This is a genomic window from Catellatospora tritici (genome assembly GCF_019083965.1).
Taxonomy (GTDB): Bacteria; Actinomycetota; Actinomycetes; order Mycobacteriales; family Micromonosporaceae; genus Catellatospora; species Catellatospora tritici.
In genome coordinates this window covers 165,607-181,166 of sequence record NZ_JAHRCY010000011.1, presented here as the reverse complement: position 1 = coordinate 181,166, position 15,560 = coordinate 165,607, and the positions used below count along the sequence as shown (strand labels likewise).

Genomic DNA, 15,560 nt, shown 5'->3' with positions numbered 1-15,560 from the left:
CTTCACAGCTCGCTCAACGTCTCGAGGTACGCAAGTTGTGCCCGGACGGTCCACTCGGCGGCGAAGCGGATCGCCGGGTCGACGTCGGCGTAGACGATCTCGCAGACCTCGGCCGGGGTGTGCGCGCCCCGGGCGATCGCCGCGCGCACCTGGTCGAGGCGTTCCAGGCGGTGGGCGCGCAGCCAGGCGGCCGCGGCGGCGCAGTCGGGCAGCACCGGGCCGTGGCCGGGCAGGCCCGGCACCGGGTACGCGCCGAGTTGGTCCAGGCTGGCCAGGTAGGCCCCGACATCTCCGTCGGGCCAGGCCACCACGCTGCTGCCCCGGCCCAGGATGGTGTCGCCGGTGAACACGACGCGCTGTCCGTCGCGCTCGGCGACGAAGCAGACGGAGTCGGCGGTGTGGCCGGGGGTCTTCAGCTCCCGCACCCAGTCGGGGACCTCGCCGACGACCGCGCCGGTCAGGGCGGCCAGTGGGGCGACGCCGTCGAGGTGGTCGGGGTGGCCGTGGGTGACCAGGATGCGGCGCACGGGCCCGGCATCCATGATCGCCTTGAGGTGGGCAGGCTCGTCCGGACCGGGGTCGATGACCGTTCCGTCGTCGAGCAGCCACGTGTTGGTGCCGTCGAGGGTCATCGGCCCGGGATTGGGCGCCTTGACCAGGGTGACCCACCCCGGCAGCGCCACCGGTCCCACCTGCTGCGTCATGCCAGCGATGCTACTGAGCTTTCCGCGTACGCCCACCCCTCGGCGCTGTAGCTGACACAAGATCGCCGTTTGGGTGTCAACTTCGGCCCATCGGCGCGGTGTTCCACCCAAACGGCGACCCGGCGGTCAGCCCACCTTGCCGGTCAGTCGGCGACCTCGGCGATCAGCTCCACCTCGACCGGGGCGTTGAGCGGCAGCTCGCCGACGCCCACCGCCGAGCGCGCGTGCCGACCGGCCTCACCGAACACCTCGCCGAACACCTCGGACGCGCCGTTGATGACGCCCGGCTGGCCGGAGAACCCGGGCGCCGAGGCCACGAAGCCGACCACCTTGACGATCTTGACGACCTTGTCCAGGCCGACCAGCCACTCCAGGGCGGCCAGGCCGTTCAGCGCGCAGCGGGCCGCCAGCTCCTTGGCGTGCTCGGGGGTGATCTCGGCCCCGACCTTGCCGGTGGCCAGCAGCTTGCCCTCGGCCATCGGGAGCTGTCCCGAGACGTACACGTGGTTGCCGGTGCGCACCGCGGGGACGTAGGCCGCCACCGGCGGCACCACCTCGGGCACCTTGAGGCCCAGTTCAGCGAGCTTCGCGTACGGGTCAGACATCTTTGTCTCTCCTTGTTCATGCCACGGCTGTCGGCCGCGGCCCGACTCAGTCGGTCTTCGGCCGCTTCAGGTAGGCGACGAGCTGCTCCGGGTTGTTGGGGCCGGGCACGACCTGCACCAGCTCCCAGCCGTCTGCACCCCAGTTGTCCAGGATCTGCTTGGTCGCGTGGACCAGCAGCGGAACAGTCACGTACTCCCACTTCGTCATGGCCACAACCTAACCTGCCCAGGACCGCGGCCCGTTGATCCCTACTGCGGGAATGTGGGGGATGCCGCTAAGCTGAGCCGCTGCGGGGCCGGTGTGTCGCGCCGCGCAGTGACGACCAGGGGGAGATCACATGTCGCAGCCGAACGACCAGCAGCCGTCTGTCGAACCGGGCAGCTCGTACCCGCCTGCGGTCGACCCGTTCGCTGCCGGTCCGGTCGACTCCCCCACCGCCGCGCAGCCCGTGGTCCCGCTGCCCCCGGCCGCCGCGCCGGTCGAGCCCACCGCCACGCTGCCGGTCGAGCCCGCGCCGATCGCCGAGGCGCCCGAGCCGACCCCGGTGCCGCCGACGCTCACGCAGCCGACGACGGGGCCCGCCGTGCCGATGCCGCCCGTGGCGACGCCGCCCGCCCCGGCTGTGCCGGTGCCCCCGGCTGTCACGCCGCAGCCGACGTTCACCGCGCCCACCGCGACGTACCCGGTCTCCGGCCAGCCCGCGGCCCAGCCGCCGTACACCGCGCCCACCGCGGCCTACCCCGTCTCGGGCCAGCCCGCGCCCCAGCCCGTGTCGGGCCAGCCGGGCTACCCGGTGAGTGGCCAGCCGACCTACCCCACCGCCGCGTACCCGGTCGCGGGCCAGCCCGTGTCGGGCCAGCCCGGTTACCCCGTGAGCGGCCAGCCGACCTACCCGGGCACCCCGGGTTACCCGCCCATGCAGTTCCCGGGCGCGCCGGCGACCCCGCCGAAGAAGGGCCGCCTGGGTCTGGTGCTGGGGATCATCGCGGGTGTGCTGGTGCTGCTGTGCGGCGCCGGCGGCATCACCGCGTACTTCGTGCTGCGCAACACCGAGGGCATCGGCGCGCCGACGGCCAAGGAGGCGACCCAGAGCTTCCTGACCGCGGTGTACAAGAACGGCGACACGACCGCGGCCGAGAAGCTGGTCTGCGAGGGCGCCCGCGACAACAAGGAGATCGCGGCCAAGGTCGACCAGATCAAGGCCGACAAGGCGAAGCTGAAGAACCCCTCCTTCACCTGGGAGACGCCCAAGATCTCCGGTGAGACGACCACCGAGGCGACCGCCGCGGTGACCGTCAAGCTGGTCACCAGCGACGAGAAGATGTCGGAGCAGAACCTCACATTGACCCTTGTCAAGCACGAGGGTTGGTTCGTCTGCGAGGTGAAGTAGCCACCTGGCACCATCAACATGTGGTGCTGAGCGACTCGATCGGGCCGTCTGGGCAGTCTGTGCACAGTGCACACGACACTGCCTGGCCGGCCCGTCTGCATGTGGTCACCGGAAAGGGCGGCACGGGCAAGACGACCGTGGCCGCCGCGTTGGCGTTCGCGCTGGCCGCGGGCGGGCACCGCACGCTGCTGGTGGAGGTCGAGGGCCGGCAGGGCCTGGCCCAGCTGTTCGAGCTGGAACCGCTGCCGTACGCCGAGCGGCGGCTGCCCGACGCCGGTCCCGACGTGCGCCTGCTCGCCGTCGACCCGGAGGAGGCGCTGCTGGAGTATCTCGAGCTCTTCTACCGGATGGGCCGGGCCGGGCGGGCCCTGCGCAAGCTCGGCGCGATCGACTTCGCCACGACCATCGCCCCCGGCCTGCGCGACGTGCTGCTGACCGGCAAGGTCAAGGAGGCGACGACGCGCACCGACGACGCCGGGCGCCGGGTGTACCGCGCGGTGGTGCTCGACGCCCCGCCGACCGGCCGGATCGGCCGCTTCCTCAACGTCACCGCGGAGGCGGCGCGCCTGGCCAAGCTGGGCCCGATCAAGACCCAGAGCGAGAGTGTGGCCGCGCTGCTGCGCTCGCCGATGACCTCGGTGCACCTGGTCACCCTGTTGGAGGAGATGCCGGTGCAGGAGACGACCGACGCCATCGCGGAGTTGTCCGCGCTGAACATCCCGATCGGCAAGATCATCGTCAATTGCACCCACCCGCCGCTGCTGGCCGACGCCAAGGTCACCCAGGCCGAGCTCAAGCGCGGGCTGGTCGCCGCCGGCCTGCCCGGCGATCGGCGTACGGTGACGACCCTGCTTGCCGAGGCGCGCGACCACCAGGCCCGGCACGCCCTGGAGCAGCAACTTCGCGGCGAGCTCGAGGCGCTGCGCCGCCCGATGGTGGAGTTGCCGCTGCTGCCCGACGGCGTCGACCTGGCCGGTGTCCGGCACCTCGCCGGGCTGCTGCGCGCCGCGGCTTAGGCTGAGCACATGCTCGACGTGGACGCCGTGCTGGGTGACCCCAGGGTGCGCATCGTGGTGTGTTGCGGTTCGGGCGGGGTCGGCAAGACCACGACGGCCGCCGCGCTCGCGCTGCGCGCCGCCGAGAAGCACGGGCGCCGCACCGTGGTGCTCACCATCGACCCGGCCCGCCGCCTGGCCCAGTCGCTGGGCCTGACCGAGCTGGACAACACCCCGCGCGTGGTCGACGACGTCGACGGACCGGGCGAACTGCACGCCATGATGCTCGACATGAAGCGCACCTTCGACGAGGTGGTGCTGACCCACACCGCGCCCGAGCGGGCTCGCGAAATCTTCGCGAACCCGTTCTACCAGGCGATGAGCTCCACGTTCTCCGGGACGCAGGAGTACATGGCGATGGAGAAGCTGGGGCAGTTGCGGGCGAGCGACCGGTGGGACCTGATCGTGGTGGACACCCCGCCGTCGCGGTCGGCGCTGGACTTCCTGGACGCGCCCGCGCGGCTGAGCAGGTTCCTCGACGGCAAGATGCTGCGGCTGCTGATGGTGCCCGCGCGGGCCGGCGGCAAGAGCATGTTCAACCTGGTCACCGCGTCGTTCGGGGTGTTCTCGAAGGCGGTGCAGAAGATCCTCGGGGCGCAGCTGCTGACCGACCTGTCGGGCTTCGTCTCGGCGCTCGACTCGACGTTCGGCGGCTTCCGTGAGCGCGCCGAGCAGACCTACCGGGTGCTCCAGGACCCGCAGACGGCGTTCCTGGTGGTGGCCGCGCCCGAACCCGACGCGGTGCGCGAGGCGAGCTACTTCGCCCGGCGCCTGGGCGATGAGCGGATGCCCCTGGTCGGCCTGGTGCTCAACCGGGTGCACCGCACCGACCTGCCCGAACTTTCGGCCAAGCAGAGCACGGAGGCGGCGACCGAGCTGCCCGGCGAGCACTCGGTGACCGCCGACGTCCTGCGGGTGCACGCGCTGCTGATGCGCCAGGTGGTGCGCGAAAGTTCGGTATCTGCCGATTTCACCGACGAATTCCCCAACATCCCGGTCGCCTACGTACCCGCCCAACCCACGGACGTACACGACCTCGTCGGCCTACGCGCCGTCGGCGACGCCCTCGCCTCCTAGCGAGGCAAGGAAGGGCCCCTTCTTATCGCTTTACGTAGCGGAGGGGCCCCTTGTCAACCCCCGACCGGCGCACGCAGGAGCCAGCGCACGCAGGAGCCGCCGGGACCGGATGTCCGGTTCGCCGACGGCTCCCATGCGTCGTGAGGTGTCGCCGCTCAGGCGCGGACCAGCTCGCGGCGGTCCTGCTCCTGCATCGCCACCTCGAAGGCTCGTTTCCAGCTGGCCACGTGCGGGTGGCGGCGCAGCAGTGCGCGGCGCTCCCGCTCGGTCATGCCGCCCCAGACCCCGAACTCGATGCGATTGTCGAGTGCGTCCGCCAGGCACTCGTACCGCACCGGGCAGCCTCGGCAGACCCGTTTGGCCACGTTCTGCTCGGCTCCCTGTACGAACAGCGCGTCCGGATCTCCGTTCCGGCACGCCGCGAGACTGGGCCAATCGTTGACCATGCCCATGTGTCCACGTCCCCCCTGACGTTCCCTACCGCTCGCGACCTGCCCTTTCCCGCAGGACAAGCTGCTCCTGCGGAAGCGGACACATCCCCCCGATGGTTCCCCCGAACCGACGCGAACGGCGTGCGTTACTCGCCCGCCCATCATGCTCCGTAGTCGGACGATTACGCAACGTTGTCAGCCAAAATGCCTGAAAAAGGTCTTAAACGGCGCATCTCAAGTACCTGACCTGGAGTTGTGCGCGCCAAGGCGCGACACTCCGCGTACCGGTGGGCGGGGGCCCGACCGGACACGGAGCGTCGCATCGCGAGTAACACATGAGCCGTCGGTGACATCCGGGGAGACATCACACGGCTGGCAACGCAACCACACGCCAGGGGTCGTGCGTCTTGGACAACGACGCATTCCGACTCCGGTTGCGGCCCCATGCGTGGCCGCCTCGACGCGGTATGCGAGAACGAAAGCAGCTCACGTAACCTGAGGCGGTGACCCCCATGCGTAAGAGCGACCACAACCTTCTGGTGAATGCCGCATCCTTACTGATTTGCGGCCTGCTCGCCGGAGTGGTCGTCGCTGCGGCGGCCTTCCCCGCGGTGGCACTGTCCGGTCTGGCGACGAAGGCAGGCAGCGAGGCGTTCGGCCAGTTGCCGGACGAGCTGACCGTGAAGACCTCGCCGCAGATCAGCTATCTGTACGCGTCCGACAACAAGACGCTGATCGCCACCATGTACGACGAGAATCGGCGCGACCTCCCGCTCGCCGAGATTCCCAAGGTGATGCAGGACGCGATCATCGCGGCCGAGGACCAGAAGTTCTATGAGCACAACGGTGTCGACGTCATGGGCATCGCGCGCGCCTTCATCAACAACAAGGCCGCCGGCGAGGTCGAGCAGGGCGCTTCGACGCTGACGATGCAGTTCGTCCGGCTGTCGATCTCGTACTCGGCGAACACCGCCCAGGAGGTCGTGGACGCCACCGAGGACACCACCAAGCGCAAGGTGCGCGAGATGCGCTACGCGCTGGCCATCGAGCAGAAGATGGGCAAGGAGAAGATCCTCGAGGGGTATCTGAACACCGCCTACTTCGGCAACCGGGCCTACGGCATCTTCGCCGCCGCGTCGGTGTACTTCGGCAAGGAGCCCAAGGACCTCACCGCCGCCGAGGCGGCCTTCCTGGCCGCGCTGGTCAAGTTCCCGGGCGACTTCAACGTCGAGACCGGGAAGGGCAAGCAGGAGGCGATCGGGCGGCGCGACTACGTGCTCGACGAGATGGTGCAGACCGGTGCGCTCACCCCCGACGCGGCCGCCAAGAGCAAGGCCGAGGAGCTGAAGATCACCGGGAAGATCACCCCGAACGGCTGTGTGCAGGCGGTCAACAACAGCTGGGGCTTCTTCTGTGACTTCTTCCAGCGCTGGTGGAACGAGCAGGAGCAGTTCGGAGCGACCACGTTCGACCGCGAGCGCGCGCTCAAGTCGGGCGGCTTCCGCATCCAGACCTCCCTGGACGTCCAGACCCAGAACGCCATGCGCGCCAGCATCACCTCCGCGCTGAGCAGCAAGAACAAGCGGACCGGCTCGGACTGGAAGTGGAAGTCCGACGCGGTGATGCTCGCCGCCATCGAGCCCGGCACCGGGCGGGTGCGGGGCCTGGCCACCAACCGCAACTTCAAGATCGACAGCAAGACCAAGCCGCAGAACGGCCCCGCGTCGAACCCGGCGCTGGCCCACAAGGGCTACAAGGGCTCGTACCCGAACACGACCAACCCGCTCATGTCCGGTGGCCCGGACATCGCGGGCTACCAGGCCGGCTCGGTGATGAAGATCTTCACGCTGGTGGCGGCGTTGGAAGCGGGCTTCCCGCTGGCCACGCCGATCCAGACCACGGCACCCTACGTGTCGCACATGAAGATCGACGGCGACCCGAACTGCGGCGGCTACTGGTGCCCGAACAACTCGGGCAACAAGGACTGGGGCCAGCAGAACATGTGGACCGGCTTCGGCCACTCGGTCAACACGTACTTCGTGCCGCTGTTCGAGATGGTCGGCGGCGCCAAGGTCATCGACGTGGCCAAGCGGCTCGGGCTGACGTTCTACGACAACCCGAACCAGAAGATCGACGACTTCTACCACTCGCAGCACCCGGACGACTGGGGCCCGTTCACCCTGGGCGCCTCGGACCAGACCCCGCTGCAGATCGCCAACGCCTTCGCGACGCTGGCCGCCGACGGCAAGTACTGCGCGCCGATCCCGGTGGAGTCGATCACGAACAGCAAGGGCGAGAAGCTGGAGATCGGCTCGCAGACCAACTGCAAGCAGGGTGTCTCCACCGACGTGGCCCGCGCCGCGATCGACGCGGCCCGCTGCCCGGTCGGCGACTCCTCGCTCTACGGCCGGTGCGACGGCGCCACCACCGCCGGCGACTCGAACGACATCATCAAGCACCCGATCGCGGGCAAGACCGGCACCACCGACAACTCCAAGTCGGTGACGCTGACCATCACCACCAAGCAGCTGGCCATGTCCGGCTTCTTCACCGACCCGGACTGGGCTCAGGTCAGCACGCACAAGATGTCGCACAACATCATCAACCCGGCCGTGCAGAACGCGATGCGAGACGCCATGAAGGGCAAGGAGAGCATCCAGTTCCGCAAGCCCAGCAGCAACAAGCTGGTGACCGGCAACCTGATCAACATCCCGCCGGTGACCTGCAAGCCCATCCCCGAGGCCAAGTCGATCCTGCGTGGTGCCGGTTTCGACGTCAGCGTCGCGACAAAGGAGATCGCGTCTCCGTGCCCCAAGGGCACCGCGGCCGGCACCGGCCCGACCGGCAAGACGGTCCGGGGCGCCATCGTGATCATCAACGTCAGCGACGGCAAGGGTGTCGCGCCGAGCACGCCCCCCGGCCCCGGTAACGGCGGTCCGGGCGGCAACGGCGGTGGCAACAATCACCGTGGGCCGATCATCCCGCCCCCGGCCAACCTGGTCACCGGGCTGCGCAAGCTGCTCGAATAGCACGACGAGGAAACGATCAGGCCCCGGCCGCTGTACGTACAGCGGCCGGGGCCTTCGTCATCGGCGGGCTCAGGCGGCCAGCTGGCGCCGTACCTCCGCGGAGACCTTGCCGCCCTCGGCCCGGCCCGCCACCGCGGCCTGGACCGCCTTCATGGCCGGGCCCATCGCCCCCATGCCGCTGAAGCCGCCGGCGGCCAGCGTCTGCGTCACGAGGTCCACCAGCTCCGCGTCGGAGAGCTGCTTGGGCAGGTAACGCGCCAGCACCTCCTCCTCGGCCCGCTCCTTGGCGGCCTGCTCGGCGCGGCCCGCGTCGGCGAACGCCACCTCGGCCTCACGCCGCTTCTTCGCCTCCTTGGCCAGCACGGCGAGCACCTCGTCGTCGCTCAGCTCCCGCTTGGCCTTGCCCGCGACCTCGGCCACGCCGACCGCGGCCAGCGCCATCCGCAGCGTGCCGGTCGTCACCTCGTCGCGGGCCTTCATCGCGGCCCGCATGTCCTCGGTGAGCTGCTCCTTCAGGCCCATGACGACTCCCTGCCCGGCTCGCGGTCGGCGCCGGACGCGCGACACGCAGTGTGCTTCCTCATGGGCGATGAAACTACCCTTAGGGACATGGGTCCGCTCGGGAAAATCGCCGTCGGTGCCGTCGTGGTGGGCGCGGGCGCCCTCGCGTACGGCACGCTGATCGAACGCAACATGTTCACCCTCCGCCGGTACGACGTGCCGCTGCTCGCCCCCGAGGCCGAGCCGCTGCGCGTACTGCACCTGTCGGACCTGCACCTGACCCCCGGGCAGAAGCGCAAGCAGCGCTGGGTCAGCGAGCTGGCCGGACTCGACCCGGACCTGGTCGTCGTCACCGGCGACAACATGGCCCACCCCGACGCCGTCCCCGGCGTGCTCGCCGCGTACGAGCCGCTGCTGTCGCTGCCCGGCGCCTTCGTCTTCGGCTCGAACGACTACACCGGCCCGGTCTGGAAGAACCCCTTCACCTACTTCCAGGAGGACCGGGAGTACCGCCACGGCGTCGAACTGCCCACCGCGGAGCTGCGCGCCGCGTTCCTGGCCGCGGGCTGGACCGACCTCAACAACGCCCGCGCCACCGTCAAGGCGGGCGGCCGCATGATCGACCTCGCGGGCGTGGACGACCCCCACATCGGCCTCGACGCCTACCCGGCCGGGCCCGCCGACCCGGCCGCGGCGGTGCGGATCGCGCTCAGCCACGCCCCCGAGCCGCGCGTGCTGGACGCGTTCACCGCCGACGGCTTCGACCTGCTGCTGTCCGGGCACACCCACGGCGGGCAGGTCCGGGTGCCGGGCTTCGGCGCGCTGGTGACCAACTGCGGGCTGGAGCGGTCACTGGCGCGCGGGCTGCACCGCTGGGACGGGGCCTGGTTACACGTGTCGGCCGGCCTGGGCACGCATCCGACGGCGCCGGTGCGCTTCGCCTGCCGCCCGGAGGCGACACTCCTCACGCTCATCCCACGCTGAGGGGGATACCGGTTTTGGCGGAGCCGGGACCGTGGGCTAGTATTTCGGAGCACCGCTTCGGGGTATAGCGCAGCTTGGTAGCGCGCTTCGTTCGGGACGAAGAGGCCGTCGGTTCAAATCCGGCTACCCCGACCAGAAGAAGTGCAGAGCAGGGCCGGTTCTCCCGCGCGGGAGACCGGCCCTGCCGCCTTTCGGAGCGCTCAATCTCCCCCACAGATCCCCGGCCGAGCGATGCGCCGGTGAACCCGCTAACTGCCGAAGTACTCCAGAACCTCACGGCTGACCTGGGTGTCAGGGTGGTCGGCGCCCATGGCACGGGTGGAGTCGGCGACCACGTCGCGTAGCAGGCGTACCGCCTCGGCCCGATCCCCACCCGCCCCGATGGTGAACGCGAGGTCGTGGCGGGAGCGCAGGGTGTTGGGGTGGTCGGCGCCCAGGACCCGGGTGCGGGCAGCGACGACCTCTCGGTAGAGCCGTACCGCCTCAGCCCGGTCCCCGACGTCTTCGACGTTGTACGCGAGGCTGTGGCGGGAGGCCAGGGTGTCGGGGTGGTCGGCGCCCAGGACGCGGGTGCGATCGGCGACGACGCCACGGAACTGGCGTACCGCCTCGGCCCGATCCCCACCCGCCCCAATGGTGAACGCGAGGTCGTGGCGGGAGCGCAGGGTGTCGGGGTGGTCGGCGCCCAGGACGCGGGTGCGGTCAGCGACAACGTCGCGGTACAGGTCTACCGCCTCGGTCCGATCCCCGACTTCTTCGATGCTGTGCGCAAGGTCGTGGCGGGAGGCCAGAGTACTTGGGTGGTCGGCACCCACGACGCGGGTAAGGTCGGCGACGACCTCGCGGAGCAGCCGCACCGCCTCGGCTCGACTCCCGCCCTCCCCGATGTTGTGTGCGAGGTTGTGGCGGGAGCGCAGGGTGTCGGGATGGTCGGCGCCCAGAACGCGGGTGCGGTCGGCGATGATCCCGCGGTACAGGCGTACCGCCTCGGCCCGGTTGCCGTCCTCCCCGATGTTGTGTGCGAGGTTGTGACGGGAGGCCAGGGTACCGGGGTGGTCGGCACCCGCGACGCGGGTGCGGTCGGCGACGACCTCGCGGTACAGGCGTACCGCCTCGGCCCGGTCCCCAGCCCGCCCGATGCTGTAGGCGAGTTCGTGCCGGGCGAACAGAGTGTCGGGGTCGTCGGCGCCCAGGAGCCGGATGCGACCGGCGACGACGTGGCGCAGCAGATCCGCAGCCTCGGCATGGTCGCCGCGCTCGTGCATCCTGACGGCGTCCTTGAACTGGCGGGTGAGGGTCGCGGCGTCGACGGCGGCAGTCACCGGCCCGGACCGGCCGGCGCTCCGGTCGCCGCGCAGGCGGGCGGTGAACCCGGGCGTCGGCATCCGGTCGCCGGTGACGTCCTCGAACTGCAGATTCGCCAGCCGGAAGAACCGCTTCCCGCCCAGCAGCAAGGGAAAGATCGGCTTGCCGTTGAGTTCGGCCTGGTCGATCTCCCGGTCCACCCACACCGACTCGTACGAGGCGGGGCTCATCACCACGACGAACGCCGCGCACGTGTCGATCTGCTGCTGGATCACCATGGCCCACCGGTCACCCGTGATGACCTGCTGGTCGAACCACACCTCGACCCCGGCGGAGGTCAGATGCCTGGCCAGCTTCGCGACATAGTCGCCGTCGCTGGCGTGGCTGTAACTGATGAACACATGACCCGACACCCCAAGCAAACTACCGACTGCTGTCGATCTCAGGGGATCGGCCGCGAGTGCGAGAGTTTCACGATCCGGTGTCTAAAGCGGTTCGGCGCTGCGCGACGGATTGTCGTACGCGCGGGATACCTTCACGGCACGAGTGAGCCGGACTCAGCGACCCCGATGGGAAAGCGCGGCTACGGGGGGTGGGCGAGCGTCCCCGGCGTGCTCGGGACCTGACTGTTCCGGTATCCACCCCCCTTCAACCACTTCGGCGCGACCGGTCACCCGACGGGATCATCCAGTTGCGGACCGTTGCCATCATGGAGCGATGTTCGCTACTCGCCGGAGCAAGTGGGCCACTGTCAGCGCCGTACTGGCGGCCGGAGTCGGCTGGACCGTCCTGGCGCTGCTCCTCGATCGCGGCGCCTACGACGCGCTGACCGGAGGGGTCCAGGCTGTCGGCGTGGTGGCCGCGCTCGGGCTGGCGGCGGCGACGCTGGCGCGCGACAACCGTGATCGCCGCGTCGACCGCGTGCTCGCACTGCACCAGGAGCTGATGACCGGCGACCTGTGGCAGGCCCGGCAGCGGCTCGTCACCCACCTGACCAAGCTCGGACAGGACCAGCGCAAGAAGGGCGAGCCGGACAGGGTCCGCCGCGTCACGCGCACCGACCTGCGCCGCGACGGCGATGCCTCCGTGTACGCCGACGGCACCGGGTCCCCGCGTATCGACGCCGACCTGATCGTGCGCTTCTTCGAACGCGCCGAGGCGGCCCGGCGTACACACTCCCTGCACCTGCCGCTGTTCGGAGAGCTCATCGGTCGACACGCGCTGTGGTGGAACGTCGCCTTGATCGCCGACGACAGGACCTGGACCTCCCGGCAGTCGCTGACGGAACTGGCTGACTGGGCCGCCGCGACAGGCCCCTTCGCACCGAACGGGCGCGACCTCGGCCTGGAGTCGGCGGACCGGGACTTCGGGCCTGGACCAGTCGTGCGTGACACCCTCGACGAGCCCGCGCCCGCCACGGCCGGAGTGTAGGAGTGCCGCCCCCAGCCCGCCCCAGGTCGACGTGCCGAAACTCACCTTCCCAGCATCCGGGAGGATGGCGGCATACCGTCGCGATGCTGCCTGATCCCCGGCCCCGTTGGGGGCCAACAGGTTCCAGGCTTCGAGCCGCTCGTACCGCATCGCCGACTCTCAGAAGCGACGATTTTTCGCGCACCGTGAGTAAGCTTGGCGGCCATAAGCCCCTTACCCCGGATAGTGGATCAAGCGGAACCCCACCTCGTGCCCCTTAATCGCATCATCGATGATGTCGCCGCAGCACTGCGGGCCGCACGCAGTGCGGTCGAGGCGTGCAGTGCCACCGTGTCGGTGCTCAGCCGCCACACCCCGGCGTTGATCGAGGCGCTGCTGCACGTCAAGGACCAGCTCCGCTGCGTCTCGGCCAGCGGCGCCTGGCAGGTGTTCTCCGCGGTGCCCCTGGGCCGGGGCGTGGTCGGTCGCGTGTACGCCAGCGGTAAGGCCGTCACCATCCTCGACGTCGCCAACGACCCCGACTACATCCGGCTCGGGCCGCCGATCACCGCGGAGATCTGCGCGCCGATCATCGACCGCACCGGCCACCCCGTCGGCGTGATCAACGCCGAGTGGGCCGAGGCACTGTCGCTGGACGGCTGGGAAGAGATCATCATCCAGTCCGGCCGTCTCCTCGGCGCCCGACTCAGCGAGCTCGGCGGACCGCCGCCCGAGACCCGCAGCGAGCAGCTGCTGCGCCACTCACTTGCCCTGACCAGCGCGGAGACCGACGGCGAGGTGCTGCTGCGAGCCTGCCGCGCGGCCCGCGAGGTGACCGGGCTGGCGGCGGCCGTACTGCTGCGACCGGCCCCGGATCTGCTGCCCGAGCTCGGTCTCGGCGACGCCGAGCCGGACGAGGCCGAGCGGCCCATGAACGTGGTCATCGCGGCGAGCTCGCCCGAGCCCCGGGACCGGCCGCTGGTCGCCCGGCTGGCCCAGATCGAGCCCGACCGGCTGTCGGCGCTGCTGGACGAGGCCTGCCGGTACGGCGCGTCGTACACCCTGGGCGATCCAGCGGTGCTGGACGCGCGTGGGTTCGAGGCGCTGACCGGGGCCGGGGTCCGCACGATGATCGCCGTACCGCTGGGGCCGAGCACCCCGACGGTCACCTCGTCCACGGGCGCCCTGGTGGTGCTGGATGAGACCGCGATCGTGCCCGACAGCGCCATGGTGAACCTGCTGGAGTTGCTGGCCGCGCAGGCCACCAGCTGCCTGGAGAAGCTCAGCACGCTGCGGCGACTGCACCGGCAGGCCAACTCCGACCCGCTGACCGGCCTGCGGCACGGCGGCCCGTTCGGGGACCGGCTGGCCGCGGCGACGCCGGGGCAGACCGCGCTCCTGGCGATCGACATCGACGAGTTCAAGACGGTCAACGACACCCTCGGCCACGCCGCGGGCGACCGGGTGCTGGTGCAGATGGCGACGGCGCTGCAGCAGGCGCTGCGGCTGGGCGACGAGCTGTTCCGGGTCGGCGGCGACGAGTTCGTGGCCGTGGTCGACGTGCCGAGCGCGGCCGAGGCGATGCTGATCGCCGAGCGACTGCTCGCCGCCGCGCGCGCCACCGGCCGCACCATCAGTGTGGGCGTGGCCGTGCAGCGCGAGCAGGAGAGCCCCGAGGCGGCGCTGTACCGCGCCGACCAGTCGCTCTACAAGGTCAAGCGAGCCGGCCGCGACGGCGCCCAACTCGCCGACTGACGCCACCGCCCTCGCCGCCGCGCGTCCACGCGCCGTCGGATGCTGCACTTTCAGGGAAAGCGCTGGAATCTTGGCCTGTATTCATGCAGTTTCCCCGAAATTGCATGATCGCCGTCTCGCGTCTCGCGTCTCGCGTCTCGCGTCCGCGTCCTGCCTCCTCGCCTGCGTGAGCGGCGCCTGTCAAGAAGGGCACCTTCTACATCGCAAAGCGATAAGAAGGTGCCCTTCCTTACCTCAGGTCAGCGGTGGGTGAGCTCGGTGGCGAGGAGTTCGGCGATTTGGGCGGTGTTGAGGGCGGCGCCCTTGCGCAGGTTGTCGCCGGTCACGAAGAAGTCCAGCGCGCGGGGGTCGTCGACGGCCCGGCGGATGCGGCCGACCCAGGACGGGTCGGTGCCGACGGCGTCGATGGGCATCGGGAACTCCCCGGCCCCCGGGTCGTCCACGACGATGACGCCGGGGGCGCTGTCCAGCACCCCACGGGCGTCGGCCGCGTCGACCTCGGAACCGAAGACCGCGTGTACGGCGACCGAGTGGCCGGTCACCACCGGGACGCGTACGCAGGTCGCGCTGACCTTCAGGCCGGGCAGGCCGAGGATCTTGCGGGACTCGTTGCGCATCTTCAGCTCTTCGCTGGACCAGCCGCCGTCCTTGAGCGAACCCGCGAACGGCACCACGTTGAGCGCGACGGGCGCCGCGAACGGGCCCAGCTCGTCGCCGATGGCGTGGCGCACGTTGCCGGTGCGTGAGCCCAGCATTCGGTCCCCGGCAACCTTGGTGAGCTGGTCGTGCAGCGCGTCGACGCCGGACTGACCGGCGCCGGAGACCGCCTGGTACGACGCGAGCACCAGCTCCTTGAGCCCGTACGCGTTGTGCAGGGGTGCGATGGCCACGATCATCGCCAGGGTCGTGCAGTTGGCGTTGGCGATGATGCCCTTGGGCCGGTTGCGCGTCTGCTCCGGGTTGATCTCGGGCACGACCAGGGGCACGTCCGGGTCCATCCGGAACGCGCCGGAGTTGTCGACCGCGACCGCGCCGCGCGACACGGCGATCGGTGCCCAGATCGCGGAGACCTCGTCGGGCACGTCGAACATGGCCACGTCGACGCCGTCGAAGGCTTCCTCGCTGAGCGCGACGACTTCGACCTCCTCGCCACGCACCAGCAGCCGCCGACCGGCGGAGCGGGCCGAGGCGATGAGGCGGATCTCGCCCCAGACGTTGCGGCGGTGGCTGAGGATGTCGAGCATCACCGTGCCGACGGCGCCGGTGGCGCCGACGACGGCGAGGGTGGGCAGCCTGCCGGGGGTGGGCACGGC

Annotated in this window: 14 protein-coding genes and 1 tRNA gene; 8 read left to right on the top strand and 7 right to left on the bottom strand. The window is 70.4% G+C overall.

What is annotated here, in order from left to right; all coding sequences use genetic code 11:
* Positions 1-2 precede the first annotated feature (2 nt).
* From KUA19_RS25020 to sp36, 3 genes are all read right to left on the bottom strand, one after another.
* On the bottom strand, positions 3-704 hold the full coding sequence (locus KUA19_RS25020; RefSeq protein WP_217399574.1) for an MBL fold metallo-hydrolase: 702 nt from the start codon (positions 702-704) through the stop codon (positions 3-5).
* A gap of 143 nt (positions 705-847) precedes the next feature.
* Positions 848-1,309 carry a RidA family protein gene (locus tag KUA19_RS25015; protein WP_217399572.1) on the bottom strand — a complete coding sequence of 154 codons (462 nt, stop codon included), beginning with the start codon at positions 1,307-1,309 and terminating at the stop codon, positions 848-850.
* Positions 1,310-1,355: 46 nt separating this feature from the next.
* On the bottom strand, positions 1,356-1,517 hold the full coding sequence (sp36, locus tag KUA19_RS25010) for a Sp36 family protein (RefSeq protein ID WP_217399570.1): 162 nt from the start codon (positions 1,515-1,517) through the stop codon (positions 1,356-1,358).
* 130 nt (positions 1,518-1,647) lie between these two features.
* Between sp36 and KUA19_RS25005 the strand changes: the two genes are divergently transcribed.
* From KUA19_RS25005 to bagB, 3 genes are read left to right on the top strand one after another with little or no spacing between them, the layout of a single operon-like run.
* Positions 1,648-2,700, top strand: a complete 1,053-nt coding sequence (locus KUA19_RS25005) for an Rv0361 family membrane protein (RefSeq protein WP_217399568.1) — start codon at positions 1,648-1,650, stop codon at positions 2,698-2,700.
* Positions 2,701-2,759: 59 nt separating this feature from the next.
* Positions 2,760-3,716 carry an ATPase BagA gene (gene bagA, locus KUA19_RS25000; RefSeq protein ID WP_217399728.1) on the top strand — a complete coding sequence of 319 codons (957 nt, stop codon included), beginning with the start codon at positions 2,760-2,762 and terminating at the stop codon, positions 3,714-3,716.
* A gap of 9 nt (positions 3,717-3,725) precedes the next feature.
* Positions 3,726-4,832, top strand: coding sequence for an ArsA family ATPase (gene bagB / locus KUA19_RS24995; RefSeq protein ID WP_217399566.1), 1,107 nt, complete (start codon positions 3,726-3,728; stop codon positions 4,830-4,832).
* Positions 4,833-4,987: 155 nt separating this feature from the next.
* On the opposite strand, the gene KUA19_RS24990 is transcribed toward bagB, so the two are convergent.
* Positions 4,988-5,284 (bottom strand): WhiB family transcriptional regulator, encoded by a 297-nt coding sequence (locus tag KUA19_RS24990; RefSeq protein ID WP_166381528.1) that lies wholly within the window; start codon positions 5,282-5,284, stop codon positions 4,988-4,990.
* A 491-nt stretch (positions 5,285-5,775) separates the two neighbouring features.
* On the opposite strand from KUA19_RS24990, the gene KUA19_RS24985 reads away from it, so the two are divergent.
* Positions 5,776-8,292 carry a penicillin-binding protein gene (locus tag KUA19_RS24985; RefSeq protein ID WP_217399726.1) on the top strand — a complete coding sequence of 839 codons (2,517 nt, stop codon included), beginning with the start codon at positions 5,776-5,778 and terminating at the stop codon, positions 8,290-8,292.
* Between the two features lie 69 nt (positions 8,293-8,361).
* Here KUA19_RS24985 and KUA19_RS24980 read toward each other — a convergent pair whose 3' ends face one another.
* Positions 8,362-8,814, bottom strand: a complete 453-nt coding sequence (locus KUA19_RS24980; protein WP_217399564.1) for a GatB/YqeY domain-containing protein — start codon at positions 8,812-8,814, stop codon at positions 8,362-8,364.
* 87 nt (positions 8,815-8,901) lie between these two features.
* Between KUA19_RS24980 and KUA19_RS24975 the strand changes: the two genes are divergently transcribed.
* The gene (locus KUA19_RS24975) at positions 8,902-9,777 is read left to right on the top strand and encodes a metallophosphoesterase (protein ID WP_217399562.1); all 876 of its coding nucleotides are present in this window, start codon (positions 8,902-8,904) and stop codon (positions 9,775-9,777) included.
* A gap of 58 nt (positions 9,778-9,835) precedes the next feature.
* Positions 9,836-9,912: transfer RNA gene (locus KUA19_RS24970), tRNA-Pro, on the top strand.
* 113 nt (positions 9,913-10,025) lie between these two features.
* Here the strand turns inward: KUA19_RS24970 and KUA19_RS24965 are convergent.
* The gene (locus KUA19_RS24965; RefSeq protein ID WP_217399560.1) at positions 10,026-11,495 is read right to left on the bottom strand and encodes a tetratricopeptide repeat protein; all 1,470 of its coding nucleotides are present in this window, start codon (positions 11,493-11,495) and stop codon (positions 10,026-10,028) included.
* Between the two features lie 304 nt (positions 11,496-11,799).
* Between KUA19_RS24965 and KUA19_RS24960 the strand changes: the two genes are divergently transcribed.
* The gene (locus tag KUA19_RS24960) at positions 11,800-12,513 is read left to right on the top strand and encodes a hypothetical protein (protein WP_217399558.1); all 714 of its coding nucleotides are present in this window, start codon (positions 11,800-11,802) and stop codon (positions 12,511-12,513) included.
* 225 nt (positions 12,514-12,738) lie between these two features.
* Positions 12,739-14,247 carry a diguanylate cyclase gene (locus tag KUA19_RS24955; protein ID WP_443623180.1) on the top strand — a complete coding sequence of 503 codons (1,509 nt, stop codon included), beginning with the start codon at positions 12,739-12,741 and terminating at the stop codon, positions 14,245-14,247.
* A 239-nt stretch (positions 14,248-14,486) separates the two neighbouring features.
* Here the strand turns inward: KUA19_RS24955 and KUA19_RS24950 are convergent, their stop codons facing one another.
* Entirely contained in the window at positions 14,487-15,557 is a 1,071-nt protein-coding gene (locus KUA19_RS24950; protein ID WP_217399554.1) for an aspartate-semialdehyde dehydrogenase, read from the bottom strand.
* Positions 15,558-15,560: the final 3 nt, after the last annotated feature.

What these genes read in the sequence shown, in the direction of transcription:
- KUA19_RS25020 (WP_217399574.1), bottom strand. Translation starts at nt 704, where the DNA reads ATGACGCAGCAGGTGGGACCGGTGGCGCTGCCGGGGTGGGTCACCCTG.
- KUA19_RS25015 (WP_217399572.1), bottom strand. Translation starts at nt 1,309, where the DNA reads ATGTCTGACCCGTACGCGAAGCTCGCTGAACTGGGCCTCAAGGTGCCC.
- sp36 (WP_217399570.1), bottom strand. Translation starts at nt 1,517, where the DNA reads ATGACGAAGTGGGAGTACGTGACTGTTCCGCTGCTGGTCCACGCGACC.
- KUA19_RS25005 (WP_217399568.1), top strand. Translation starts at nt 1,648, where the DNA reads ATGTCGCAGCCGAACGACCAGCAGCCGTCTGTCGAACCGGGCAGCTCG.
- bagB (WP_217399566.1), top strand. Translation starts at nt 3,726, where the DNA reads ATGCTCGACGTGGACGCCGTGCTGGGTGACCCCAGGGTGCGCATCGTG.
- KUA19_RS24990 (WP_166381528.1), bottom strand. Translation starts at nt 5,284, where the DNA reads ATGGGCATGGTCAACGATTGGCCCAGTCTCGCGGCGTGCCGGAACGGA.
- KUA19_RS24985 (WP_217399726.1), top strand. Translation starts at nt 5,776, where the DNA reads ATGCGTAAGAGCGACCACAACCTTCTGGTGAATGCCGCATCCTTACTG.
- KUA19_RS24980 (WP_217399564.1), bottom strand. Translation starts at nt 8,814, where the DNA reads ATGGGCCTGAAGGAGCAGCTCACCGAGGACATGCGGGCCGCGATGAAG.
- KUA19_RS24975 (WP_217399562.1), top strand. Translation starts at nt 8,902, where the DNA reads ATGGGTCCGCTCGGGAAAATCGCCGTCGGTGCCGTCGTGGTGGGCGCG.
- KUA19_RS24960 (WP_217399558.1), top strand. Translation starts at nt 11,800, where the DNA reads ATGTTCGCTACTCGCCGGAGCAAGTGGGCCACTGTCAGCGCCGTACTG.